This window comes from Planctobacterium sp. AWH2_060, from assembly GCF_056158425.1.
On sequence record NZ_JBSWTG010000001.1, the window covers coordinates 1,253,448 to 1,277,046 of the forward strand.

Genomic DNA, 23,599 nt, shown 5'->3' on the forward strand with positions numbered 1-23,599 from the left:
AACAGCGGAATTACAGTGTTAAATGAGGACTTTTTCCAGCGCTTTCAGACGAACGACACAGTAAACGAGACAGGTGGTTTCAGGATAAGCACCACCTCAGTCAGAAGTGGTGCTTTTGCTCAATTTTTAGTAAGGGTTAGTTGGGTTATAGAAATTAGTATTGCGACCGTCAATGTCCAGCCGAGTTGGGTTCACGCTGGAAGCCCCAGTTAATACGTTAAAGGTATCTCCTGGCTGCAAACGATAGTTTAACAAGTCATCCAGAATTAGAGCCTGTCCACAACTAGCCTGGGTGAAGCTGGTTTGACCGTCGGTTTTAAGCACGTAGACATTACCGGAACCATCCACGACACCATTGCCATCTTCGGTTACAAACAAGGCACTGTCTTCGTCCACACCAATCGCAGTTTTACCAAAACCGATATTGGCCAGGAAGTTAGCCATACGTCCCATTCGATCGCGCTCTGCAAAATGGGTGTCTGTAATGACATTGGCTAATACTGGTGTATTCAGGAAGTTGGTTGAGATATTTACGGTTTGATGACACAAGTCGGTCACCACCTCTTCGCTGATAGCGCCCAATACCCCATCAGGATCATAGATGTATTCCCCCTGAACCGCGTTACCAGCTGATGTACCACCTAATATACCGTTTTTGTCATATACATGTTGTAATGCAGTCTGCACTTTGGTGCCTTGCCACTGATTTAGATAATCAGATTGATCACCACCGGCAATAAACACAAATTCAGCGGATTTAATGGCCCACTCAACATAGTCAGAGTTAGCGCGAGAAACCGTATCGACAATAATGGTTTCGACGGAATCGGCACCAGTTAACGGTAACAAATAGCTATTGTAGGCATCGGAACCTGAGGTGCGCAGCACCACTACATCACCACCATCAATATGAGGATTAACCCGATGGCTAAATGACGCATCGACATCCGGACCGCCGCCCATTAACAATACAGCACCTTGAGCTGGCTCGGCGATACAGACATCTTGTGAGCTTCCGCTAATAAAGGCCTGTAAACCACCTGGCTTAGAAGGACGAGCACCGTATTGGCAATTACCGCCACCGCCGCTACCAGAGCCGCTACCAGAGCCGCTGTCAGGGTAGTTAATGGTTAGATCATACCAACCTGTGCCACTATAACGACTGACTTTTAAAAAGTACTCACCCGCCGAGCCTGAATAAGAGCCGTTTTCCGGAACCGAACTGGTGGCACCAGAAGCCACCGCACCACCGGAGGAACGATATAAGTCCCAGTCAAAGTCATCATTGCCATTGTGATCCAATGAAATACTGACGGTACCACTGCTGGCAGCGTCAAATCGATACCAGTCTTTATCATTCCGGGAACTGATACTTCCTTCAATCAGCACGCCACTACAGATACCGTCATTGGCTCTGGATTCTGTGTTATTTGACTCACTTTCCTGAGTGAGACAGGCATTGGCCACAGACGAAGCCAAAAGTGTCATGGCTGACACCAGCTTTATTGATGTTTTCATAGATTTTTCCAACAGTTGTTGTTAATTGTTTTTGATTATTTTTATTGTTTTTTGCTTGCAGGAATACGCCCGCTATTTGCAAGCGGAAATATCGGGCAGAGTGAAATAGAGACTATTCGTCAAACCACTCGGACAGGTGATAATCTGTCGAGCATTCTGGATAGGTAATGGTTTGGGATTGCAAAGAGCTGATAGTGGCTGACACCGCAACATTAACAACCGTTGTTCCCAATGAGAGGGCACGGTTGTCGTTGTTTGTTGCAAGAGGGGTATTCACCACAAGCTCACTTTTGCTTTATTTTTGAACTACTCAAGGTATATCACAAGGTTTCAAAAGAAATCAACCTGTGGCAATTTCATGTCTATGAATCCAAAATAACTAATTAGGATACACATCACAACAAATCAGATTTTAATGCATTTATCCACACAATTATGCACGAAAAAACTGCCATTGAGTGCGCAGACATCCTGCAACCCCGCGAGTTTGAACACCGTAATTAACAGCGACTTCAACTGCGCAGGAGAAATTTAGTGCTCGTTATAAAAAGTGTAACCCGACACTTTATATTTATTCAGCAAAGATTTTTTTAATTTTTTCGTAAAATCTTCATTTTGCTCTGTATTTTTAGGTAAGTGAGAGCATGACAGCTTGTTTTGTAACCATTACCTCGAACGGGAACAGGTAAATTTAGCTAAGGCGTCGGAATAAATTCCAACCTACAGGGGTATAGCAGATAAGCACTTTTTACCCAGTTTACTCCTGACGAAACTGCTCAGGTTTTAAATGATGCTTATCCAACAATTTATAAAACTCGGTGCGATTGCGACCGGCAATTTTGGCCGCCTGAGTGATATTTCCCAATGTAGCATTGAGTATCTCTGCCAGATAAGCTCTCTCAAAATCGTTTTTTGCCGAGGACAATGACGGCGTTTCGGGTGACTTCATACGCAACGCCCGTTGTACCAACTCGGCAGAAATCAACGGTCCCTGACTCAATGCCACGGTTTGCTCTACCACATTTTGCAACTGCCTGACATTTCCGGGCCAGGGGGCTGCGATCAACAGAGCCATGGCGTCATCGGTATAACCAGTCAGCGGTTTTTGAATGCGCTTTATAATTTGCTGGAAAAAGTGATTTACCAATAGCGGAATATCGTCACGTCTTTCGGACAAGGCAGGCAAGCGCAGTTCCACAACATTCAGGCGATAAAACAAGTCTTCTCGAAAAGTTTTTTCCTCGACAGCTTGCTCCAAGTCCTTGTGAGTGGCGCTGATCACCCGCACATCAATGCTCACTGTCTGGGTATCTCCTACCCGTCGCACTTCTTTTTCCTGTAAAACTCTGAGCAGCTTTACCTGGAAATTCAATGGCATATCACCTATCTCATCTAGAAATAAGGTACCGCCCTGAGCGGCCTGAAACAGCCCGGAATGATCTTTATTCGCCCCGGTAAACGCGCCTTTAACATGCCCAAAAAGCTCTGATTCCAACAGGGTTTCAGGGATCGCAGCGCAATTTACCGCGATAAAAGGCCCTTCCTTTCGGTCACTGGCCTGATGGATCGCTTTTGCCAATAACTCTTTCCCTGTTCCCGATTGGCTGTTGATCAATACACTGACATCACTTTGTGCCACCTGAACCGCCTGCAACAACACTTCCTTCATGACATTACTGCGATAAATAATGTCCCGGTGCATTGGAAGTGCGTCCTGGTTTTGCTCACTAACTTCTGCTGCCGGATTCAGTCTGAGTGCCTGTGCCACATTGTCCAGCAACTCCTGACTATTGAAGGGTTTGGTTAAATAAGAAAACACACCTTGTTTAGTGGCATTGATTGCATCGGGAATTGAACCATGAGCCGTTAAGATAATAACCGGTAACGCTGGGAACTTGGCTCTTACCGCCTTAAACAGTGCCATACCGTCCATGCCATCCATACGCATGTCGGTTATTAACAAATGTGGCCGACTGGCTTCAATCATGCCCAGAGCAGCCTCACTGCTCAGAGTGCTTTCCACCTGATAGCCGGCTCCCCTTAGTCGCATGGTGATCAGACTCAACAAATCCTCATCGTCATCCACCACCAGAATACGCTGCAAAGCATCACTTGCCATTGTTTCGGTTATCCCTGTCGTTAATGTGTTGTTCAATGGATTTTAACTGTTCAATTTGCTGCTGCAGCTGAATTTTGCCCTGCTCCAACTGCTGTAACAGGCTCTTATGTGTTTCGGTATTTCGCTGCAGTCGCTCAGATAAACGCGTTGTTTCGGTTAAGGTATCCAATAGCAGTTGCCACTCACCTGAGGCTTCTTCCGGATAAGCCGATAACCAGCGTCGCAATAGGGTTCTGCCCATGTGAACATTTTTAACAGGTGAATGAGGAACCAGATAAATAAGCACTTGCCGAATAGTAGACTCTTTAGATACCGGCGCAGACTGTAGCTCTGTGATAGCCTGTTCCAGTTCAGTCACATTCATCGCCTTATAGTGCAGATAAAGCGCAGACCAGCTATTGCTATCAGTATGCAGTTCATTGCTGTTTTGAACGGTCTCGGTCTCGACGGTAAATGACTGACAGGCACTGAGGCATAGCAGTATTAAAGTAGAAAAAACAAGTCGCATTTAGTTTTTCTTCCTGATTATCGGCAACTGGATTTCAGCGCAGCAACCTTGCTGTGCTGTATTATTCTTCAGCCTTATCGAGGCACCGTATTTGTTTAATATCTCACGTGTCAGGGTTAGCCCCATGCCGCTGCCCTTAATTTTGCTATCAGGTTGATTCCTGGCCTGATAAAACAGTTCAAAAACTTGTTCAGACTCCCCTTCAGGTAAACCTGGCCCGTCATCCGACACCTGGATCGTAAACAGCTCTTCATTTTGCTCAATGACCAACCTTATTTCACCCTGTTCAGGTGAAAACCTGATGGCATTCGACAACACATTGTCCAGCACAATGCGACAATGTTCTTCCTGCATGGGTAAAGATATCCCGGTGGGGATGGTCAGCTTTAAATCTAAGGCTTTTGCACTTATTTCCAGGCTGCGTGCCTGACGAAGATCATTTAAAACCTGCTCAACATCACAATATCGGTCTTGTGCCGGTAGTTTAGCGGCAATAATGATATTTAAATCAAGTAGCGCTTCAATGAGTTTTTGTAATCGCCCGGTGCTGCTGCGTAAAATTCCCGCGATATGAGTTTGGGCTTCGTTCAGTTGCCCAGACGTGCCGTCATACAATAATTCGGTTCCTTCTCTGATGGCGGCCAGCGGCGTTTTTAATTCGTGTGACAAATGTTGCAACGACTGCTTTTTTTGCTCTTCCAGACGCAACAGTTGTATCCGCATATTTTCGATTGTGGTGGCGATATCCTGAAAATCCTTTGCCCCAGACACCTTAATTTGATGGTTGAGGTCGCCTAATTCCAGTTGCTTTAACTGCGGCATAAGTTGTTTTAATGGCCTGTTGATGATGCCCATAAAGCACACCGCCAACAGTAAAGTAATTGGGAATATTAAGGTGGAGCGCAATAATTTATCAGAAACCTCTGAAGCACTTTGTTCGATAGCATCTATTTCGGCGGAAATTATATCGTTGTTAAGCGCAAATAACGCCTGTGCATAAGTGTGTAACTCACCAAACTCTTGCTGTACTTGAGTTAAAGTCAGTGCGCTATCAGCCTGCATTAAGCCCTTATAAACGCGTTCTTCGGTTGATGTTAATTGCCCGAGTACCCCTTCCAGTTGAGCTGAATGTGCACCACCATAGGCTGTCTCTACCGCAGCGAGAAATTCTGTGCGTTGAACTAAATATTGTTGCTTCAAGTCCTCGTCAGCCAACACCTGATACTGACTGGCAGTGCGTTCCATGTTGCTTAGCAAAGTCGACAGTTGTTGGCTGGTAAATACCACATCAGCCACTTGTTTCACTGCGTTCACGCCTTTACCGGACACATCACCAATGCTCATCATTGAAGAAGCTAAAACTAAAGCCAAGGGCAAGGTGACAGCGCTAAAACTCCATAAAACAAGAGTGCGCAACGACATGGAAGATAAAAACGCTAATGACATGATTGCTGCTTTTCAAAGTTCCTGTTTAAGCCAAAATCCATAGTTGCCCCAAATTTAATGCCAGGACAAATGAGGCATAACTTTAAGGGAATTAGCGCTTGCTGTTAAGCTGTCGCTTTTTTGAGACAGTATTAAATAACATTCCTAAAACTCAAATATTTACAATAAATTCATATAGTTAACTACATCAACCAGATTTTAAATTTGTCAAATTCAGAGCGAGAAACGCAAGACTGTCGCCTCTCCCCAACAGAAATTCACCTCTAAAAAACCCGAAAAAACAGTATTTGCTATAAATATCAACAAGTTACAAAGTTGGCACAGAAATCGCCATTAGCTAATCGAAGCTTTGATAGTGTTCCCAAATCTGTTGAAGCCAATTTGAAAAATTAAATAAATAAAACCACGGAGATATTCCTATGAAAAAATTAACCGTATTTGTCACTCTGGCTTACCTGGTAACTGCTGCTATGTTTACCAACGCATCGGCAAACGCTTCTGAGAATCTGCTAACAACCGCCTTTTATGGCGTTGAAGATTGTAAAAACGATGATGGCAGCACCAAGCCAGAATGTGAAAAGGACGAAGAACAAAAGCCTGAGTGCGAAGACAAAGATGGCGAGCAAAAACCTGAATGTGACGACCACTAAGACTTATCACGTTTTCCCTGTTTAGGACCGCCCCGGAAATGAGAGTCAGGGATGACCTCAGACGCTAACTCCGGGGTGGTTTTCGTTGCAACTTAAGTCTTTTTCTTTAACGACTTACCAGGCTTTTCCAGTAACGGCTGTTCCGGCCAGCGGTGTTTCGGATACCTGCCGCGCATCTCTTTTGCCACGTCATGATAGGATCCTTGCCAAAAACCATTCAGGTCGCTGGTGGTCTGAATAGGACGTCTTGCCGGTGATAACAGTTCAAAACACAATGGAATCTTGTTGTTGCCCAATAGGGGCGTTGAAGTCAATCCAAACAGTGACTGTAATGGCAGTGACACAATCGGTCCCTGCGGTGAATCATAGGCAATACTGTACTTTTCACCGCCCGGTGCCACAAACTGTTCCGGTGCGTACTTATCCAGCAACTCCTGCTGGTCCCAGTCCAGGGTTGCTTTCAACAAGGGTAAAACCTCAATTTTTCGCAATTCCGATAAGCTGGTAGTGGTACCTATATAGGGTAATAACCATTCATTCAGGCTATCTGTCAGCACAGATTCATTGAGTTTCGGGAAAGATTCATCCACTGAGGATAACCAGCTAACTCGTTGCAACCATCTTTGACAGGCGCTTGTCCAGTTAAGCGCTGACAGTCCTTTTTGTTTTACCTGTTGCAATAAAAATTGTTGTTTCTGGTTTTGGCTCAGTTCGGCACTCACCTGACTCTGAAACTCTACAGCCCCGAGTTTTTGACTGATCTTAATTTTGGCAGCACCGGCCTTGTCATCCCAAAACAAAGTTTCTTCTTTGACGGCTTTTGATGCGGCAAACTCACTGACCTCTTCATCATCAATTTCTGCCGCCAGCCAGATACGGCCACTTTGCGTTTGGGCATTGATATCCAGCACCAATAACCACTGCGCGGATACTAACGGATCAGTACTATCCAGCTCTGCGCCTCGTCCGTTAACTAACAGGTATTTGTGCTCTGTGGATGACCTTTGCCTGGCTAGCAGGTCAGGATGCCCTGCTAACAACAGCCTGGAGGCCAGCCTGAAACACTGCTGTTCTGGATTGAGCTTGCCGTCCTTCAACCCCAACCGCTTTTTGAGTTTTTGCGCTGTGGCTTTTACCTGTTTTAATACCTGATAACGAATACAGGATTTATAATCCGCTTCCTGCCACAATGCCTGCAAACGATGAGAGAAAGCCACACTGTGGAAATTTCGCAGTAAATCCTGCTCGCTTAAAAGCCCACAGATATCTGCCGCAATTAATTGTTCCTGCTCAGTCTTTGCCGCTAAAAACACGGCGGCATGGCGAACCGACAATGGCAATTGACAAGCCTGCCTACCCTTTTCTGTTGGCTTACCAGAAGCATCGATAAAGCCCATCAAGTTTAATAATTGCGCACTGCGCTGGTAATGGCCTATTGGCGGTGCCGTTAGCCAATCAATCTGCTGATATTCATGCTGTCCCCAAACCGCCAGTTCCAGCACCGTATCCATCAGGTCGCTGCGACAAATCTCTTCCTGACGATAATCAGCTAATTGTTGCTGCTGACTTTGCGACCATAAACGAATTGCCTTGCCGCTTGCGGTTCGACCTGCGCGGCCACTGCGCTGGGTGGCTGAAGATTTAGCAATGTAACTGGTTTCCAGCCGTGACATTCCGGTTTTTGGGTCGTAAAGCATTTGTTTTTCAAGACCCGAGTCAATAACCAAAGCAATGCCATCAATGGTCAAACTGGTTTCAGCGATATTGGTGGCAAAAATGATCTTCTGCCTGCCATGCGCATCCGGCTGCAACGCTGCTTGTTGCTGTTGCAACGGTAACGCTGCATACAGAGGTAACAACTGACAGCTATTGTCACCCAGCTTTTCCTGGAAAAACTCAATGCACCGTTTAATGTCTCCTTGCCCCGGCAAGAATACCAGGATGTCTTTATTCGCAGTGGCGCTTTGCTCCTGAGAAATAGCATCCCGAGCGGCCTGCCAAACCGACTCATGCAGTCGTTTGTTTTGCACTGGCTGGTAGCTGATATCCACCGGATAAGTGCGCCCTTCACAGTGCAACACCGGTGCATTTTCCAGATAGGCACTGATTGCCTCGCTGTCTATGGTGGCAGACATAACTAGACAGTGCAGATCATCACGTAATGCCGACATCACTTCTTTGACCAGCATCAAACCGAGATCAGCATTGATGCTGCGCTCATGAAATTCATCAAATATCACCAACGCTACACCGGATAGCTCCGGATCATGTTGTAGTTGCCGGGTTAATATCCTCTCAGTTACCACTTCCAGTTGAGTATGTTGCGAGACTTTTTCATCGTTTTTCACCCGATAACCTACTCGCTGCCCTACTGGCTCATTGAACTGAGACGCCAAAAAATGGGCGATTGCCTTGGCTGCTACCCTTCTGGGTTCCAGCATGATTATCTTTTTGCCGGTAAGCCAGGCTTGCTGTAACAGAAATAGCGGTACCGCGGTGGATTTACCGGCACCGGGCTCAGCGGTAAGCACAAGACGTTGGTGATTTTCCAGCTCAGCACTGATTGCGGACAGATGCTGACTGATAGGAAGTGATTGTATGAACTGCAAAATTTACCCGAAATAGCGGTGCGACTGAAAATAAAGGCGCTATAGTAAAATGAAGCGATATTAGCTTCAACAAGGTGTAATACGACAATTAATCTGTCGCAATGGTATACCAGGTTGGCTATGATGCCCTTGAATGCAACCCAGACTAACGGAGCTCTCGTGTTTTGGCGTAAGTTAGGCTTTCGCAAGCCATTAAATAAGGCATCTGATTATGCCGAATCTAAACAGTGGCAGCTAAAGAAGCTTAACTTTGACCAGGTTGCAGCCAAAATCCCCGATGGTAGCCGCATATTTATAGGGAGCACCGCGGCTACCGCACACTGTACCCTCAACGCGATTGTCTCTGGTGCCCACAATTTGGTGGATATCAACATTCTGCAATTTATTCCTGGTGGCGAATTACCCCACCTGGAACAAAATGTAAGTCGTATCAGAACAACCGCCTTTTATGCTTTTGATCGGGCCGCAAAGAATATTCGCGAAGGTATCACTGACTATATGCCGGTATCCAGTGCCAGGTTGCACCGCCTTATCCGAGAAAAGCGTATTCCCATTGAAGTGGCCATCATCAAGGTCACCCCACCAGACAATAACGGCTTCTGTAGTCTGGGTACTGGTGTAGATTTTAGTCAGGAAGCAGTTGAGGCGGCTCAGATAGTTATTGCCGAGATCTGTGAAAACATGCCCTGGACAGAGGGCAATTCTCTGATAAAAGCTGAGGATATCAACTGGTGGACGGAAAACCATAGTCCGCTCCCAGACAAAGAAGAGTTATTCCCATGGCTTGGCGATTTTAAAATTGAAAAGTCGGTATTGGATAAAATCGCAGCCAATATCCTGTTCGAAATCCCCGATGGCGCTACGTTGAAATTTAACCTGACAGCCATGACAGACGATCTCATTCCCTATTTGCGCAAACGCAAAAACCTCGGACTGCACACCGATTTGCTCACCGACAAATTACTAAAACTGATTCAGGAAGGTGTGATCAACAACAGTCAAAAGAATGTGAATCAGGGCAAAACCATCGTCTGCCATGCCTATGGCAGTAGTGATTTGTATAAAGGTATTCACAAGAATCCAGCCATTGAATTTCACCCTTCCTATTACGTCAACCGCCTGGACAGAATTGCCGTCAACAATAACCTGATTTCCATCATTACCGGGCTGAAGGTGGATTTAACGGGTCAGGTGGCGGTAGATTCGGTGGGCAATCGCTTTTACGCCGGAGTGGGCAGCTCTGATGACTCTATTCGGGCAGCCGGTTATTCGCTTAATGGTAAACCTATCGTGGCCCTACCCTCATTGAGTGTTAAGGGTAATTCCAATATTTTGATGTCGCTGCCGGAAGGTTCGGGGGTAACCATTACTCGCGTCGATGTACACTATGTGATAACCGAATACGGTACTGCTTTTTTGTTTGGCAAAAGTATCAGGGAGCGCTGTTTGGCGCTGATTGATATCGCACACCCTAAATACCGGGCTAAGCTATTAGAACAGGCAAAACAGTCCTATCTGGTACATTCTGCCCAACCGGGTCACTCTTTTAAGTCTATTTATCCAAAGAACTGGGAATGTGTACATACCACCAGACATAATAAACAAGTATTGATCCGCCCCATTAAGGCGGTTGATGAAGACCTGCTAAGGGACTTTTTTCACAAGCTATCAGACCAAAACGTGTACATGCGTTATTTTTCCAAGTTGCGCTCCTTACCGCAAAAGATCCTGAAACAGTATTCTGACATTGACTATAGCAAGGATATGGCACTGGTGGCCTTATCGCCCCCTGAAACAGCTAAACACGAAATCGTTGCTATTGGTCAATGGATATTGGACGACAGTGATGGTATTCCGGAAATTGCCTTTCAGGTGCGGGATGACTGGCAGGGGCAAGGATTGGGCAGTTTCTTTATCAAACGTTTATTTAAACTGGGTAAAGAGTACAAAATCAAGCACTTTAAAGCCGATGTTTTGGTGGACAACGACGCCATGAACTGGGCTTTTGAAAACGCCAACGTCGACTTCGAGCGAAGCAGCGAATTTGGCGTTTACCATTATCGCTTTACTTTATAAGCATAAAATAATCACAAATCAGCTTTTCCTCTGGAGTCACCACGCTTTAACTGCTGCTGCATTTTTGTCAGTTGATTTTGCAGCATATCTATCTGCTCACTAAGCAACATGATTTCATCGTGGGTGAATTCCTTCATTTCTTCCTTATCTTCTTTTCTGGAATCCACCTGCGCCATTTGCATAGCATCCACAATGATACCGATAAACAAATTCAGTACAGCAAAGCTGGTAACAATAATAAAAGGAATAAAGAAAACACCGGACCAGGGGAAAATATCCATGGTGGGCCTAACGATACCCATCGACCAGCTTTCCAGGGTCATTACCTGAAACAGGGTATAAGCAGAGGCACTGATGGAGCCAAACCACTCCTGCATATTGGGATCGGGATGTTGACCAAACAGCTTAGTAGCCAGTACCGCGCAGACGTAGAAAATCAACAGAAGTACCCCAATTACCGATGACATACCGGGAATGGAATGCCCCAGCGCAGAGATAACCCGACGCATTTGCGGCACCACAGAGAGCAAGCGCAATACCCGCAGAATACGAAACGCACGCAATACGGACAATGGCCCACTGGCGGGGATCCAGGCAATGGTCACAATCACAAAATCAAAGACGTTCCAGCCGGACTTAAAAAAGTGGCCGCGATAAGCATAAAATTTTATAGCCAGTTCAACCGTAAAGACACTGAGTAGAAACCTGTCGGCCCATTGCAATAAAGTGCCATAGTGAGCATAAATATCTTTATCGGTTTCCAGCCCAAGTGTAACGGCGTTGATTAAAATCAAAGCGATAATAATACGGGTAACCCAGGGACTCTCAATAAACTGAGCAGCTTTACGTCGACTGGCAGATAAGGATTCTAATGCAACTGGATACATGTTAATCAGGCTTCTAAGTTTGTAATAAGCCCCGATATGTGTGCCCGGAGATAAGTTTCAAGTGAATAAATGTGGAATTGTTAGATGAATTGTCACGACTTGCAGAAAATCAATTAGCAGAAATAAAAAAGGTGACCTAAAGTCACCTTTTTAAATGCTAAAACAGCAATTTATCAGGCCTTTTTAGAAGCGATCCAGTTATCAACGATTCTTTCCAGTACGGATAGTGGCACAGCACCACCGCCCAGGATTACATCGTGGAAGTCGCGATAATCAAACTTATCACCCAGCTCCGCTTGCGATTTTGCCAGAAGCTCCTGAATCTTCAGCATACCAATCTTGTAACTGGTAGCCTGACCCGGTAACACCATGTAACGACGAACTTCTGAACGCGCCTGCTCTTCAGTGATCGCAGAGTTTTCCTTGAAGTAGTCAACCGCCTGTTGCTCTGTCCAGCCTTTTGCATGTAAACCAGTATCCAATACCAAACGGATGGCACGCCACATTTCTGAACCTAAACGACCAAACTCAGACAGTGGGTCTTGATAGGTTCCAGGCATTTGTTTTGCCAACCATTCGGTGTACAGGGCCCACCCCTCAATGTAAGCCGTAAAACCGGCCTGGGTACGGAAGGTAGGCACACCTTCCAGCTCCTGGGCAATAGCAATTTGCATGTGGTGCCCCGGTAAACCTTCGTGATAGGCAATAACCTCTAGTTCACGTTTCGGCATGGCTGTCATATCAGACAAATGGGCATAGTAGATACCTGGGCGAGAACCGTCAGGTGTGGAGGGATAGTAATGCTGAGCAGCACCATCCTGCTCACGGAAAGGCTCTACACGCTTAACCACCATATCTGCTTTTGGCAGGATGCCGAAATAATCTGGCAACATGGTTTTAATATTATCAATGGCCGCTGTAGCATCATCAATATAGCCCTGACGACCTTCATCAGTGTCGGGATAATACAAACGCTCATCATCTTTAGTATCACGTAAAAATACAAAGTACTCAGCCAGTGAACCTTCAAAACCAAAGGCTTCTTTTGCCGCGATCATTTCTTCGCGTAAACGAGCCACTTCACTCAGGCCAATCTCGTGAATTTCATCGGCAGTTAAAGAAGTGGTGGTTTGGTTAGCCAGACGCTCATTGTAATAAGCAACGCCATTAGGCAATGCACTAACACCCTGAGCTTCTTTACTTGCGTTAGGCTGATCTTGCTTTTGCCAAGCTATCAGACGCTCGTAAGCTGGTTGGAAATGATTTAGCAAATGCTCTTTTGCTAGATTGGTCAGCTCGTCAGCAGTTTTCTGGTCAATTTCTTCTTTTTCCACCAGGGCAGCAATTTTATCTTTAGTGGCACTCCAGATAGAACTATCTTCGCCATCGTCAAACGGTGCACCAGTAATAATTGCCTCAGAAGACTTAATGACTTCTTCAAAAGCGAAATACGGAGGTCTGACACCTTTTTCTGCTACATTTTTAGAGCCTTCTATTAACTGATCTAAGGCTCTGCCGGTTTCTTTAAGACGATTGATGTAATTATCCATATCGGCTTTGGTTTCTACCGTATGGAAGGAAATCAGCAAGGTTGGGAAAAAGGTTTGGATGGCATTCATCTGCTCGAAGATATAGCCATTATAGCGGAATTCGTCTGCTGCTAACTCTGCTTCAGCCTGGTGTACCCAAACATCGTAGGAGATTTTGGCATCGTCGGTTAGCTTGTTGTAGTCGAAAGAAGACTTCAGTTCTTCCAGGTTTTTGCGGGTAAATGCCAGATTTTCTTCCAATGCCGCTTCAGACATTTGATCAATCTCGCCCTGACGCTCTTTGCGACCCAAGAAAGCCAACTGAATCGGGCTGCGCATCACGCCTTCTTCATATTTTGCGTCAAACCATTGGTTCAGACGTGCAGTTTCTGCTTCGATCTGTTCAGGCGTAGGAGTTGCTTTTTGCTCAGCCGCAGCAGGGGCAGATTGGTTGCTTTGTTGCGCAGTTTGATTATCACTGCACCCCATCAGTGCCAGTGCAATGACTGAACCAAGTAGAGTAAGTTTCATGTGTTATTATCCGTTTTAGTAGTGAGGATGAGACGCTAGCTATATAGCAGCGCATTTTCAATCAACAGCAATTCATTGTTACAAAAAAATGCCAAATCTGCTGCATTTTTTTACTCTGACATCAGGAAATATGGCAAAAACGGGTATAAGCTGGATACACAAACCAATATCGTTATGTTATAACAACCTATTTCACATTCTTTGGCTAACTCTCAAACTATGATGTATTTCAAGTCACTTATTCAGTCAGCATTAAAAACCTTAGTAGCAATTTTTCAGATTTTAATTGTCAGTTCTTTAATTTCTTTTTCCCATGCCGGTACCCTGTTCAAAGAAGTAGAATGGATTGAGCTCATTCCACAAGACGACCTGGACGCTTTGCTTAATCCCCCAGAGGCTCTGTTTGATATTGCCGATGGCTCACAACAAGACTCAGTAGACAGTTTTACCGAACAAAACTTTGAGGATGAAAAAGCACAACGCTTTCAACAGGCTCTGCGTTCTACCAAAGTAGTGGAGGCGATGGCTGAAAAAAATATTAAGATTCCTGGTTTTATTGTGCCACTTGAAACATCAGAAGATGAAAAAATAACTGAGTACTTTATCGTACCCTACTTTGGTGCCTGCCTGCATATGCCTCCACCTCCACCAAACCAAATAATCTTTGCAAAAAGCAGTGAGGGGATTAAGCTTACACATCTCAGCCAACCTTTTTGGTTTGAGGGCAAGCTAAAAATAGAAAAACAAGAAAATGAGTTAGGCGTTGCGGCGTATAGCCTGGCCATGAGCAAGGTAACACCTTATGAGGACTGAACATGAAACTTTCAACAAAGGCTAAACCAGCCAGAGCATGTATTTTAGGGCTCGCTCTTGTTGTGGGCTCCGCTACCAGTTTAGCCTGCGATATGCACGCCAGTGCCGGGTTTGGTCGATTTCCCGTTATGCATGCCCAATTACCAGCCCCAAAAATTGAAGAGCTCATTGCGCCAATATCATTAAAGCATGCCAAGAAAGTTATCGCTTCACGCGGTAAACAAGCATCTGTTCCAATCTATTATCGCATACCCAAAGGCTACCAGGACGTTGAATTCAATTTTCAGGGCTCACCTGAAATTACTTTTCAGGAAGATGCCCCCTTTCAACCCGAGCAAGAGTCTGGCATCTATCGTTTAAAATACAACGCGCAGCAATCTGGCAAACACTCTCTGACCATTGTCATAAAAGGTAAAAAACAGCACAAAGCTTACTCCAAAATCCAGACCATAGAAGTGATAGTGGGATAGATAAAACCAGACTTAAGTCTTTGCAGCTTTCCCCCCATTCCTATGAAGTAATCCACAATTTACTCCGATCTTTTGACGTCATTCGCCAAATTTAATTCACTTAAATTTCAGTTTACGTTCATTTAAAAAACCGAGAATAGCGCTGGTCCGGACAATTAATTACCTTCAACTTAGAACGAGTTTTATATATCGCATGAAAGAAAATATGGAGAAGAATGCGTGAAATACACACTTGCTACATTAGTTTTAACCAGCTTACTTGGCTTAACTGCCTGTAATCAAAGCAGCGTCACTGATGATAGGGACAAGGATGGCGTTGCCGATCTAATCGATGCGTTTCCTGACGACGCCACCGAGTCTATTGATACCGACCACGACGGTATCGGTGATAATACCGATACTGATGATGATAATGACGGTACACCTGACGAAGCGGATGCTTTCCCCAACAATCGCAACGAGTGGTCAGACACTGATTCCGATGGTATCGGTAACAATGCGGACTTAGACGACGATAACGATGGTTATGAAGATACTGTCGATGCATTTCCCATTGATGCTGCAGAATGGTCTGACTTTGATTCAGATGAAATTGGCAATAATGCCGACAATGATGATGATAACGACGGAGTCAGTGATCAACTGGATCTGTTTCCATTAAATGCCCAAGAGCACAGTGACTTTGACGGTGATGGTATTGGCGATAACTCGGATACTGATGATGATAACGACGGACAGGAAGATATTACCGACACCATTGATATGATAGGAAATCAAACGACCTATCAACAAAACGAATTCATCAGTCTGAATGTCCGTGGCTATTCCGAGGGAAGGCAAATATTAAACGCGGAAAATGGCTGGCATCTTCAATATACCGTTTACAATGCAGAAACCAATCAAAGGATAACCAGCTTAAGCAGCGAAGGTTACTATAATGGTCAGTGGGATAACCAACAACAATCCTGGCGAGTTTACTTTCCTGCCCCTGTAGAGCAAATTGAGTACAAAACCTCAATCAGTGTGTATTGCTCACTCAGCAGTTATGACTGTGATGAGATTGAGAACAACTCTTATCAGATTGAAGATGAATTCAATTTTAGTGTGTATTGCGAAGATGAAGACAAATGCTTAACAGCCAATCTAACACATAAAGCGACACAAGTTACCGATAGTTTAGATTCACAAGATTCACCGGTAATCCAGAAGAGTCCACAAGGTGAATTACTGGTTACTTATCGAGATTTTGCGGATCTATCAATGACACCCATCATGGCTTCAAGCGATGATGGAACGAGTTGGCAAGCTAGCCAGAGTTTACCGCGCTCTCATAATAAGACTTTTCAGGCATTTAATGATGGTACACTGGCCGTCTTGCAATATTGTGATATGACAATTTGCATTTATCAAAAGCATCCTAATGGTGAAGAGCACATTTTGTCGTTGCAAACTCTGATTGAAGATGCAGACATAGACATATCACTGTTAACGGATAGCGAAGGAAGCCATTATCCGTTTGCACATTTTACCCTATTTCAGACACCGGATACTGGTTACATAATTGGATTCACGGTAACACGCAGTTTAACGGGCATAGCAGATGATCTTTATCTGATAAAAACCTTCGATTTCGTGGAAGCTGACGCAGTCACCAAACTCAATAGCACGCCTGGCGGTCACGGACATCTGAGTATCGCAGAGTCAGCGGAAAATCTCACTGTTTCCTATTCCAGATTAGATGAAAGTTATCATAGAACCTGGGTTGTTCAGCAAGGTGTAGATTTAATGTCTTTGCAAACAGTGGCTACCACACCCAGCCGTATACAGGACCTGGATGTAATCGCTGTTAATGGCACTACCCGAATTATAGGTAACTTAAATGACTCTCTTTATGAAATGCAGGTTGAAGGTAACAACTTGGTAAGCTCAACCTTATTGTACAACGGGGGGATCCAATTGGGGTTCAGTGCTTTGGCTCTGGGCAATAATGACGTTGCCATCGTTTATGAAGCAGACTGGAATGAGCAACGGGATATCTTTATGGACAAATTCAGTTTCCCTGAATAGCTTCGCCTAACAAGTTCAACAAACACCGCCACAGGAATTGGCGGTGTTTTTTAATAGCAATCCAAAAATTAACACCTGCATCGTAATTTTAATTTGTCCGCTACCAAGCTGATTACTACAATAAAAGTAAAACAGCCCTTTCCAAAGGCCAGCAACATGAACACCGATATAGATAACTACCTGAGTAGCCTCAAAAATAAAAACCGGGAAAAAGATGCCCGACTGTTACTGCCCATAATGGAACAGGCCTCTGGCTATACTGCCTGGTTGGCCGGAACCATGATCGGCTTTGGCAAATATCATTACGAATATGACTCTGGACACAGTGGTGATTGGTTTGTTACCGGCTTTGCTCCCAGAGCACAGAATACTGTGGTTTATATCATGCCGGGTTTTAGTGATTTTGAAGATAGCTTAGGGCAATTAGGCAAGCACAAACTTGGCAAGTCTTGTTTGTATCTGGGAGCGTTAAAGAATATTGATCTTGAGGTGTTAGCGTCGATGGTGAAAAAGTCGGTAGAGGTAATGCAATCCAGATATGACTGCATCCCCTCCCCGACTTAATTAGTTCATTATCATACCGATTTGCGCAGGTGATCGGATACCAGGAAGGCCAGTTCTAATACCTGATCGGCATTCAAACGAGGATCACACTGAGTCTTATAACACTCAGCCAGGTCCGCATCGCTGATCTGATAGGCGCCGCCTGTACATTCGGTAACATGCTGACCGGTCATTTCCAGATGGATGCCGCCTGCGTGTGTACCTTCGGCATCATGCGCAGCAAAGAACTGCTGAATTTCCCGCAAGATGTCATCGAAATTACGAGTCTTAAAGCCACTGGAAGAGTTTTTGGTATTGCCATGCATAGGATCTGAACTCCATACCACATGACGACCTTCCTGCTTAACACGACGCAGCAACGCCGGTAACTTCTGTTCAAGATTGTCTGCGCCCATACGGGTGATCAGAGTCAAACGCCCGGGTGTGTTATCCGGGTTCAAGGCATCAATTAGCTCAATCAGCTCGTCGCCCTGCATCCCAGGTCCCACCTTCACACCGATGGGGTTGTGTATGCCTCGGAAAAACTCAACGTGGGCGTGGTCCAACTGTCTGGTTCTCTCGCCAATCCACAACATGTGTGCAGAACAGTTATACCATTTGTCAGTGAGCGTATCGACGCGAGTCAGAGCCTGCTCGTAGTTCAACAACAGCGCTTCATGCGAGGTATACAAAGAAGTTTCACGCAGTGACGCGGTGTTGTCCGAGTTAAGGCCGATCACTTCCATGAAAGACAGAGTATCTTGAATACGACGAGACATATCCAGATAACGTTCTTTCAACGGATTGTTTTCAACAAACGCCATGTTCCATTTGTTGACCTTGTGCAGATCTGCCAACCCCCCCTGAGCGAAAGCCCGCAGCAGGTTAAGGGTTGAAGCAGAACGATGATAAGCATCTATCATGCGTCGCGGATCAGGAATTCGCGCTTCAGGCGTAAAAGGAAAACTATTAATAATATCGCCACGATAACTGGGCAGCGACACGCCATCTCGGGTTTCCAAGTCTGCGGAGCGCGGTTTGGCGTATTGACCAGCCATTCGGGCCACTTTGGTTACGTGACAACGACCAGCAAAGGTCAGCACAATCGCCATCTGCAAGATAACTTTGAAGGTATCGCGGATCTTGGGAGCATTAAACTCGTCAAAAGACTCAGCGCAATCACCACCTTGTAACAAAAAGCCGTTGCCCTGGGAAATATTAGCCAGCTCACTAAACAAATGACGAGTTTCCTCTGCAAACACCAGCGGCGGAAATCGTTTTAACTCAGATTCAACCTGAGCAAGCTTCGCTGCATCTTCATAATGGGGTTGTTGCAAAATCGGAAATTCACGCCATGTATCTGGCTGCCATTGTTTCACTGGAAATACTACCTGTTGTGATAATTGAAAAGGACCCAAACTTAAACATGAATAAATGACCGATTCAAGAGATAACCTCCTAAAATTCGCAGTTTATTAGAATATTTTAGTTAAAGAATTAAAATCTCTATCTAACAAAGCAAATCAGGCGGATTTTAATCGAGTTATCAGGGCGGTTGATGCATTCTCGACCAGATCCAAAACGCGCTCAAATCCAGCATCACCTCCATAATATGGATCAGGTACTTCTTGCTCTGGATCATTACTCAGGCTTAAAAACAGCTGCACTTTATGGTGTAGTTCTTTGGGACACTGCGCCAGCAAATCACTCAAATTACTCTTATCCATAGCAAAAATGTAGTCAAAGTACTGAAAGTCCGATTGTTTTACTTTTCTGGAATGCTGGCCATGAAAGCTATATCCCCTCTTTTTACCATGTTCCATACTGCGGCTATCGGGTTGCTCTCCGGTATGAGTAGCAATGGTGCCGGCGGAATCAATTTCCACTTTTAAGCCTGCTTCCTTTGCCATTTTCTTAAACACCGCCTCGGCAGTGGGTGAACGACAAATGTTACCCAGGCAAACAAAAAGTACTTTTTTCATAATCTTTCCTGGTTCTGTTATTGCCCTTCAGGCTTATCTGCTCGGGCCTGAGCTTTTTCATTACTGTATTGGAAATTTTGATATCGGGTACCCAGTTTATCAATGTTGGCTTGAAGACACTGTTCCCGGGTTATACCAAGGCCTTGGCGCAGACCTTCCATATAAAACTCCAGATCACCCAGCTCCTCAATCACATTTTCTAAATCCAATTCTTTCCGGTAAATCACCTGTTTCTTGATGGCATCCAATAATTCACCCGCTTCACCACTAATACCAATTGCCATATGCATCAGATGTGCATCTTCACCACTTATTTCAGATGCAATTTGCTCCCCCGGCTTCGCCAACGCCTTAACCATATCAGAATGTGAAATCGCCATTTAACTCCCCTTATTTATTCTTCTCTTAACAGGACAGCCATCATAACTGTACTTCAGTACAGTTTCCAAACACTATAGTTTGTGCAAAATAAGAAACCCAATCAGCAAACTCAGGAGGAGTTAACATGCCAAAAGCCAGGAAGGCGCAAATCTGCCTTGAAGATACGCCCTATTACCATTGTGTTTCCCGTTGTGTGCGCAGAGCCTATTTGTGTGGCGAAGACAAGTTAACCGGAACCAGTTACGAACATCGTCGTCAGTGGGTTGAAGACCGCATTCATTTTTTATCTCAAATATTTGCCATTGATGTCTGTGCTTATGCAGTGATGAGCAATCACACCCACCTGGTGCTACATGTTCACAAAGATTTATCTGACAGCTGGGATACCGAAGAAGTAGTTCGCCGATGGCACAGGCTCACTAATGGCACCTTACTGAGTCAACAGTATTTGAATCCAGAACAACGACAGCAGATGCTTGAATCTCAGCTGTTCACCGTTGAAGAAACCGCCGATGTATGGCGGCAGCGGCTGACTGATATCAGCTGGTTTATGCGCTATTTAAATGAATACATAGCCAGAGAGGCCAACAAGGAAGATAAATGTACAGGAAGATTCTGGGAAGGTCGATTTAAGTCCCAGGCACTATTAGATGAAGCGGCGCTTGCAGCCTGCATGGCCTACGTGGATTTAAATCCCATCCGAGCTGGCATGGCTAAAACACCAGAGCAATCTGACCATACCAGTATTCAGTACCGCATCAATGCAACCAAAGCAGGTAAAACACCTAAATTCCTGACACCTTTTACCGACAATATCAAAAAGGATATGCCCCATGGCTTGCCCTTTCACTTATCCGATTACATAGAGTTGGTTGATATCACGGGCAGAGCTATCTTACCCAATAAACGCGGCTCCATTGAAGAATCAACACCGGCGATATTGGAACGACTCAACCTCAAACCCGAGCAATGGCAGGAACTCACCACTCAATTTGAAGGGTGTTTTCATCATGCTGCTGGCAGTGAGTCCTATCTGGAAGCCTATCGACACCGACACAAACTAAAAAGACTGAGGGATAAAAGCAGCGCAATCCGACTATTCGGCTGACCATACCAAACTTAACTTCGATTTAATGCAGAATTACCCCAAGGTAAAGCCGATTCGTGCCCGGAATTACCTTTTCAGGTTCATTCATGAGTGGAAACCATACTCAAACCCTCTAATTCAATAAGCAATCACTTCTTTTCATGCAGATTTATTGAATATTAGACAGCTCATCAAGAAGTCATTGCAAGGTGGATTTTCCCAAGTCCCATGGAAATCTTATCATGGCTGTCTTTTTAAGAGCTGTCATTTTAAGAGGAACTCATCTTGTCCATTCGCTATCCAGATTTAGCTCTGGGCCGTCGGGGATTACCTGAGTGGGATTTATCATGGTGTGGCTGAAATAATAGTGACGTTTGATATGCTCCATGTTTACTGTGTCTTTAATGCCCGGATACTGGTACAACTCTCTGAGGTAATTGGACATATTGGGGTAATCTTCAATACGTCTCAAATTACATTTAAAATGTCCTACGTAAACGGCGTCGAACCGCACCAGGGTAGTAAATAACCGCCAGTCGGCTTCAGTGATAGTATCACCGGTCAGATAGCGGCGTTCTGCCAGTATCCCTTCCACTTTATCTAGTGCTGAAAACAGCGCTTTTACTGCCTCGCTGTAAGCTTCCTGCGTTGTAGCAAAACCGGCTTTGTAAACGCCATTATTGATGTTGTGATAAACAAACTCATTGATATCATCAATATCGGCCCGAAGCGCTTGCGGATAGTAGTCATCCTGATTGCCGGTTATTGTGTTAAATGCAGAATTCAGAATGCGAACAATTTGCGCCGACTCATTGTTAACAATTTGCTGTGTCTTTTTATCCCATAAGACAGGCACAGTAACCCGGGTAGTCACATCAGGCACAGCTCGGGTATATATCTGGTGCATGTATTTTGCGCCATATAAATGATCCTCAGTAGCAGCTGCAAATGCATTTGCCGTATCAGCAAATTGCCAGCCCTGCCCCAACATATCCGGGTGCACTACCGAAACAGAAATATGCTCCTGCAACTGCTTCAGTTTACGCAGAATTAAAGTGCGATGAGCCCATGGACAAGCGAGGCTCACGTAGAGGTGATAGCGACCAGTTTCCGGTTGAAATTGTCCGTCAGGCGCAATGGTATTAGTGAATATCGAATCCTGGCGTTTGAATTTTCCGCCGCTTTTTTTAGTGTCGTACCATTTTTCTTGCCATTTGCCATCTACTAATAAACCCATTGCTTTACTCCCAATTTTGAACACCTTCATTCAAACACTTCATAAAAGTTTTATTAAGTGCAAGATATTCTCTCTTTCATTCTATTTTTTAGAAAGTTAGTACTGCTTGCTTAGCGGAATTGCTGCTACACTTAAGGAAAATAAAAATACTTATGCTGATTCATGAGCGACAAATGTAAATACCGATCTCAAAGTGGCGAGCCCTGCACCGAAAACGATTTAGGTTCGGGCTATTGCTTTTGGCATGATCCACACGTTGATAAAAGCGGTATGAATCTGGCTGAACGCCTCGAAGCACACATTCGCCGTGGCGGTACATCGAAAGGTCTGAAACTGAAACGGGTTAACCTGGCAGGCATCAACCTGGTTAATCGCAGCTCAAAAAACGGATTCGATTTGTCTGAATGCGATCTGTATCGCGCCAACCTAAAAGGTGCACACCTGTTTAATCTGAATCTGCGCAATGGGTCGCTGATGAAGGCGAATCTGAATGAAGCCAATCTGCACTGCGCTGATTTAGAAGGCAGTAATCTGCTAGGCACTAAACTGGAAGGTGCCCGTATCGACAACATCAACGTTGGTGATAGGTTGCTGCAGGAACGCGTTGCCTTAAAGAAACGCAAAGAGCAGGATAAAGAAGCCGCTCAAGATAACTTTGAACAGTCAGAAGAAATCTATCGCAATTTGCGCAAGCGAGCCGAAGATCAGGGATTGTTTCAGTTAGCGGGTCAGTTTGGCTACAAAGAATTGATCATGCGCCGCTATCAACTCCAGCCATGGTCCTTTAAATGGATTTTTTCCATGCTGGTAGACAAACTCTGCGGCTATGGGGAAAAACCAGAAAACACCGTGGTTTTCTCCATGTTCTTAATATTTATGAGTGCCATCATGTATTTTATTTTTGGTGTTAATCACGGTGAAGAACTCTTACAGCTGGATTTTTCAGCTTCACTTTCCACCAATATCACCACCTTTTTTATGAGCCTGTACTACAGTGTGGTGACTTTTACCACTTTGGGATATGGCGACATAACTCCCTTTGGCATCACCCGATTTTTTGCCGCATTAGAAGCCTTTATTGGCAGTTTTACTATTGCGCTATTCGTGGTGGTATTTGTAAAGCGCATGACCCGCTAAGGGTCATTC

The 23,599-nt window shown here is 44.8% G+C and carries 20 protein-coding genes; 8 read left to right on the top strand and 12 right to left on the bottom strand.

The window, feature by feature from the left end:
* Positions 1 to 126 precede the first annotated feature (126 nt).
* The 5 genes from ACXAD8_RS05470 to ACXAD8_RS05490 all read right to left on the bottom strand — a co-directional run bounded on the left by ACXAD8_RS05470 (position 127) and on the right by ACXAD8_RS05490 (position 5,591).
* The gene (locus ACXAD8_RS05470) at positions 127 to 1,518 is read right to left on the bottom strand and encodes a Type 1 glutamine amidotransferase-like domain-containing protein (RefSeq protein WP_475225864.1); all 1,392 of its coding nucleotides are present in this window, start codon (positions 1,516 to 1,518) and stop codon (positions 127 to 129) included.
* A gap of 112 nt (positions 1,519 to 1,630) precedes the next feature.
* Entirely contained in the window at positions 1,631 to 1,795 is a 165-nt protein-coding gene (locus ACXAD8_RS05475) for a hypothetical protein (RefSeq protein WP_475225866.1), read from the bottom strand.
* Between the two features lie 480 nt (positions 1,796 to 2,275).
* On the bottom strand, positions 2,276 to 3,637 hold the full coding sequence (locus ACXAD8_RS05480) for a sigma-54-dependent transcriptional regulator (RefSeq protein WP_475225868.1): 1,362 nt from the start codon (positions 3,635 to 3,637) through the stop codon (positions 2,276 to 2,278).
* Positions 3,627 to 4,145, bottom strand: coding sequence for a hypothetical protein (locus ACXAD8_RS05485; protein ID WP_475225871.1), 519 nt, complete (start codon positions 4,143 to 4,145; stop codon positions 3,627 to 3,629). Before ACXAD8_RS05485 ends, ACXAD8_RS05480 begins: the two co-directional genes overlap by 11 nt.
* The gene (locus ACXAD8_RS05490; protein ID WP_475225874.1) at positions 4,146 to 5,591 is read right to left on the bottom strand and encodes a HAMP domain-containing sensor histidine kinase; all 1,446 of its coding nucleotides are present in this window, start codon (positions 5,589 to 5,591) and stop codon (positions 4,146 to 4,148) included.
* A gap of 419 nt (positions 5,592 to 6,010) precedes the next feature.
* On the opposite strand from ACXAD8_RS05490, the gene ACXAD8_RS05495 reads away from it, so the two are divergent.
* Positions 6,011 to 6,241 (top strand): hypothetical protein, encoded by a 231-nt coding sequence (locus tag ACXAD8_RS05495; RefSeq protein ID WP_475225876.1) that lies wholly within the window; start codon positions 6,011 to 6,013, stop codon positions 6,239 to 6,241.
* Between the two features lie 92 nt (positions 6,242 to 6,333).
* Here ACXAD8_RS05495 and hrpB read toward each other — a convergent pair whose 3' ends face one another.
* Positions 6,334 to 8,850 carry an ATP-dependent helicase HrpB gene (gene hrpB / locus ACXAD8_RS05500; RefSeq protein ID WP_475225879.1) on the bottom strand — a complete coding sequence of 839 codons (2,517 nt, stop codon included), beginning with the start codon at positions 8,848 to 8,850 and terminating at the stop codon, positions 6,334 to 6,336.
* 159 nt (positions 8,851 to 9,009) lie between these two features.
* On the opposite strand from hrpB, the gene ACXAD8_RS05505 reads away from it, so the two are divergent.
* On the top strand, positions 9,010 to 10,926 hold the full coding sequence (locus ACXAD8_RS05505) for an acetyl-CoA hydrolase/transferase C-terminal domain-containing protein (RefSeq protein WP_475225881.1): 1,917 nt from the start codon (positions 9,010 to 9,012) through the stop codon (positions 10,924 to 10,926).
* 11 nt (positions 10,927 to 10,937) lie between these two features.
* On the opposite strand, the gene ACXAD8_RS05510 is transcribed toward ACXAD8_RS05505, so the two are convergent.
* Positions 10,938 to 11,813 carry an ion transporter gene (locus ACXAD8_RS05510; protein ID WP_475225884.1) on the bottom strand — a complete coding sequence of 292 codons (876 nt, stop codon included), beginning with the start codon at positions 11,811 to 11,813 and terminating at the stop codon, positions 10,938 to 10,940.
* Between the two features lie 173 nt (positions 11,814 to 11,986).
* Positions 11,987 to 13,873, bottom strand: coding sequence for a DUF885 domain-containing protein (locus tag ACXAD8_RS05515; RefSeq protein WP_475225886.1), 1,887 nt, complete (start codon positions 13,871 to 13,873; stop codon positions 11,987 to 11,989).
* Positions 13,874 to 14,092: 219 nt separating this feature from the next.
* On the opposite strand from ACXAD8_RS05515, the gene ACXAD8_RS05520 reads away from it, so the two are divergent.
* The 4 genes from ACXAD8_RS05520 (at position 14,093) to ACXAD8_RS05535 (ending at position 17,787) form a co-directional block, all read left to right on the top strand.
* On the top strand, positions 14,093 to 14,686 hold the full coding sequence (locus tag ACXAD8_RS05520) for a DUF3299 domain-containing protein (RefSeq protein ID WP_475225889.1): 594 nt from the start codon (positions 14,093 to 14,095) through the stop codon (positions 14,684 to 14,686).
* Positions 14,687 to 14,688: 2 nt separating this feature from the next.
* Positions 14,689 to 15,156, top strand: coding sequence for a hypothetical protein (locus ACXAD8_RS05525; protein WP_475225891.1), 468 nt, complete (start codon positions 14,689 to 14,691; stop codon positions 15,154 to 15,156).
* 219 nt (positions 15,157 to 15,375) lie between these two features.
* A complete protein-coding gene (locus ACXAD8_RS05530; protein WP_475225893.1) occupies positions 15,376 to 17,223 on the top strand; it encodes a thrombospondin type 3 repeat-containing protein in 1,848 nt (615 codons plus the stop codon).
* 156 nt (positions 17,224 to 17,379) lie between these two features.
* On the top strand, positions 17,380 to 17,787 hold the full coding sequence (locus ACXAD8_RS05535) for a DUF1801 domain-containing protein (protein ID WP_475225896.1): 408 nt from the start codon (positions 17,380 to 17,382) through the stop codon (positions 17,785 to 17,787).
* Positions 17,788 to 17,798: 11 nt separating this feature from the next.
* Here ACXAD8_RS05535 and ACXAD8_RS05540 read toward each other — a convergent pair whose 3' ends face one another.
* The 3 genes from ACXAD8_RS05540 to ACXAD8_RS05550 all read right to left on the bottom strand — a co-directional run bounded on the left by ACXAD8_RS05540 (position 17,799) and on the right by ACXAD8_RS05550 (position 20,128).
* A complete protein-coding gene (locus ACXAD8_RS05540) occupies positions 17,799 to 19,145 on the bottom strand; it encodes a class II 3-deoxy-7-phosphoheptulonate synthase (protein ID WP_475225898.1) in 1,347 nt (448 codons plus the stop codon).
* Positions 19,146 to 19,289: 144 nt separating this feature from the next.
* Positions 19,290 to 19,748 carry a low molecular weight protein-tyrosine-phosphatase gene (locus ACXAD8_RS05545; RefSeq protein WP_475225901.1) on the bottom strand — a complete coding sequence of 153 codons (459 nt, stop codon included), beginning with the start codon at positions 19,746 to 19,748 and terminating at the stop codon, positions 19,290 to 19,292.
* A 17-nt stretch (positions 19,749 to 19,765) separates the two neighbouring features.
* Positions 19,766 to 20,128, bottom strand: coding sequence for a nucleoside triphosphate pyrophosphohydrolase family protein (locus ACXAD8_RS05550; RefSeq protein ID WP_475225904.1), 363 nt, complete (start codon positions 20,126 to 20,128; stop codon positions 19,766 to 19,768).
* A 125-nt stretch (positions 20,129 to 20,253) separates the two neighbouring features.
* Between ACXAD8_RS05550 and ACXAD8_RS05555 the strand changes: the two genes are divergently transcribed.
* Positions 20,254 to 21,237: a transposase gene (locus ACXAD8_RS05555; protein ID WP_475225906.1), complete on the top strand. Its 984-nt coding sequence runs from the start codon at positions 20,254 to 20,256 to the stop codon at positions 21,235 to 21,237.
* A gap of 259 nt (positions 21,238 to 21,496) precedes the next feature.
* Here ACXAD8_RS05555 and ACXAD8_RS05560 read toward each other — a convergent pair whose 3' ends face one another.
* Entirely contained in the window at positions 21,497 to 22,453 is a 957-nt protein-coding gene (locus ACXAD8_RS05560; protein WP_475225909.1) for a glutathione S-transferase family protein, read from the bottom strand.
* A 162-nt stretch (positions 22,454 to 22,615) separates the two neighbouring features.
* Here ACXAD8_RS05560 and ACXAD8_RS05565 point away from each other — a divergent pair, with 162 nt between their 5' ends.
* Positions 22,616 to 23,590, top strand: a complete 975-nt coding sequence (locus tag ACXAD8_RS05565) for an ion channel (RefSeq protein WP_475225911.1) — start codon at positions 22,616 to 22,618, stop codon at positions 23,588 to 23,590.
* Positions 23,591 to 23,599 lie beyond the last annotated feature (9 nt).

Excerpts from the sequence above, each read along its gene's own strand:
- ACXAD8_RS05470 (WP_475225864.1), bottom strand. The coding sequence starts at position 1,518 with ATGAAAACATCAATAAAGCTGGTGTCAGCCATGACACTTTTGGCTTCG.
- ACXAD8_RS05535 (WP_475225896.1), top strand. The coding sequence starts at position 17,380 with ATGAACACCGATATAGATAACTACCTGAGTAGCCTCAAAAATAAAAAC.
- ACXAD8_RS05510 (WP_475225884.1), bottom strand. The coding sequence starts at position 11,813 with ATGTATCCAGTTGCATTAGAATCCTTATCTGCCAGTCGACGTAAAGCT.
- ACXAD8_RS05515 (WP_475225886.1), bottom strand. The coding sequence starts at position 13,873 with ATGAAACTTACTCTACTTGGTTCAGTCATTGCACTGGCACTGATGGGG.
- ACXAD8_RS05565 (WP_475225911.1), top strand. The coding sequence starts at position 22,616 with ATGAGCGACAAATGTAAATACCGATCTCAAAGTGGCGAGCCCTGCACC.
- ACXAD8_RS05550 (WP_475225904.1), bottom strand. The coding sequence starts at position 20,128 with ATGGCGATTTCACATTCTGATATGGTTAAGGCGTTGGCGAAGCCGGGG.
- ACXAD8_RS05525 (WP_475225891.1), top strand. The coding sequence starts at position 14,689 with ATGAAACTTTCAACAAAGGCTAAACCAGCCAGAGCATGTATTTTAGGG.
- ACXAD8_RS05560 (WP_475225909.1), bottom strand. The coding sequence starts at position 22,453 with ATGGGTTTATTAGTAGATGGCAAATGGCAAGAAAAATGGTACGACACT.
- ACXAD8_RS05545 (WP_475225901.1), bottom strand. The coding sequence starts at position 19,748 with ATGAAAAAAGTACTTTTTGTTTGCCTGGGTAACATTTGTCGTTCACCC.
- ACXAD8_RS05555 (WP_475225906.1), top strand. The coding sequence starts at position 20,254 with ATGCCAAAAGCCAGGAAGGCGCAAATCTGCCTTGAAGATACGCCCTAT.
- ACXAD8_RS05480 (WP_475225868.1), bottom strand. The coding sequence starts at position 3,637 with ATGGCAAGTGATGCTTTGCAGCGTATTCTGGTGGTGGATGACGATGAG.
- ACXAD8_RS05495 (WP_475225876.1), top strand. The coding sequence starts at position 6,011 with ATGAAAAAATTAACCGTATTTGTCACTCTGGCTTACCTGGTAACTGCT.
- ACXAD8_RS05490 (WP_475225874.1), bottom strand. The coding sequence starts at position 5,591 with ATGTCATTAGCGTTTTTATCTTCCATGTCGTTGCGCACTCTTGTTTTA.
- ACXAD8_RS05485 (WP_475225871.1), bottom strand. The coding sequence starts at position 4,145 with ATGCGACTTGTTTTTTCTACTTTAATACTGCTATGCCTCAGTGCCTGT.
- ACXAD8_RS05520 (WP_475225889.1), top strand. The coding sequence starts at position 14,093 with ATGATGTATTTCAAGTCACTTATTCAGTCAGCATTAAAAACCTTAGTA.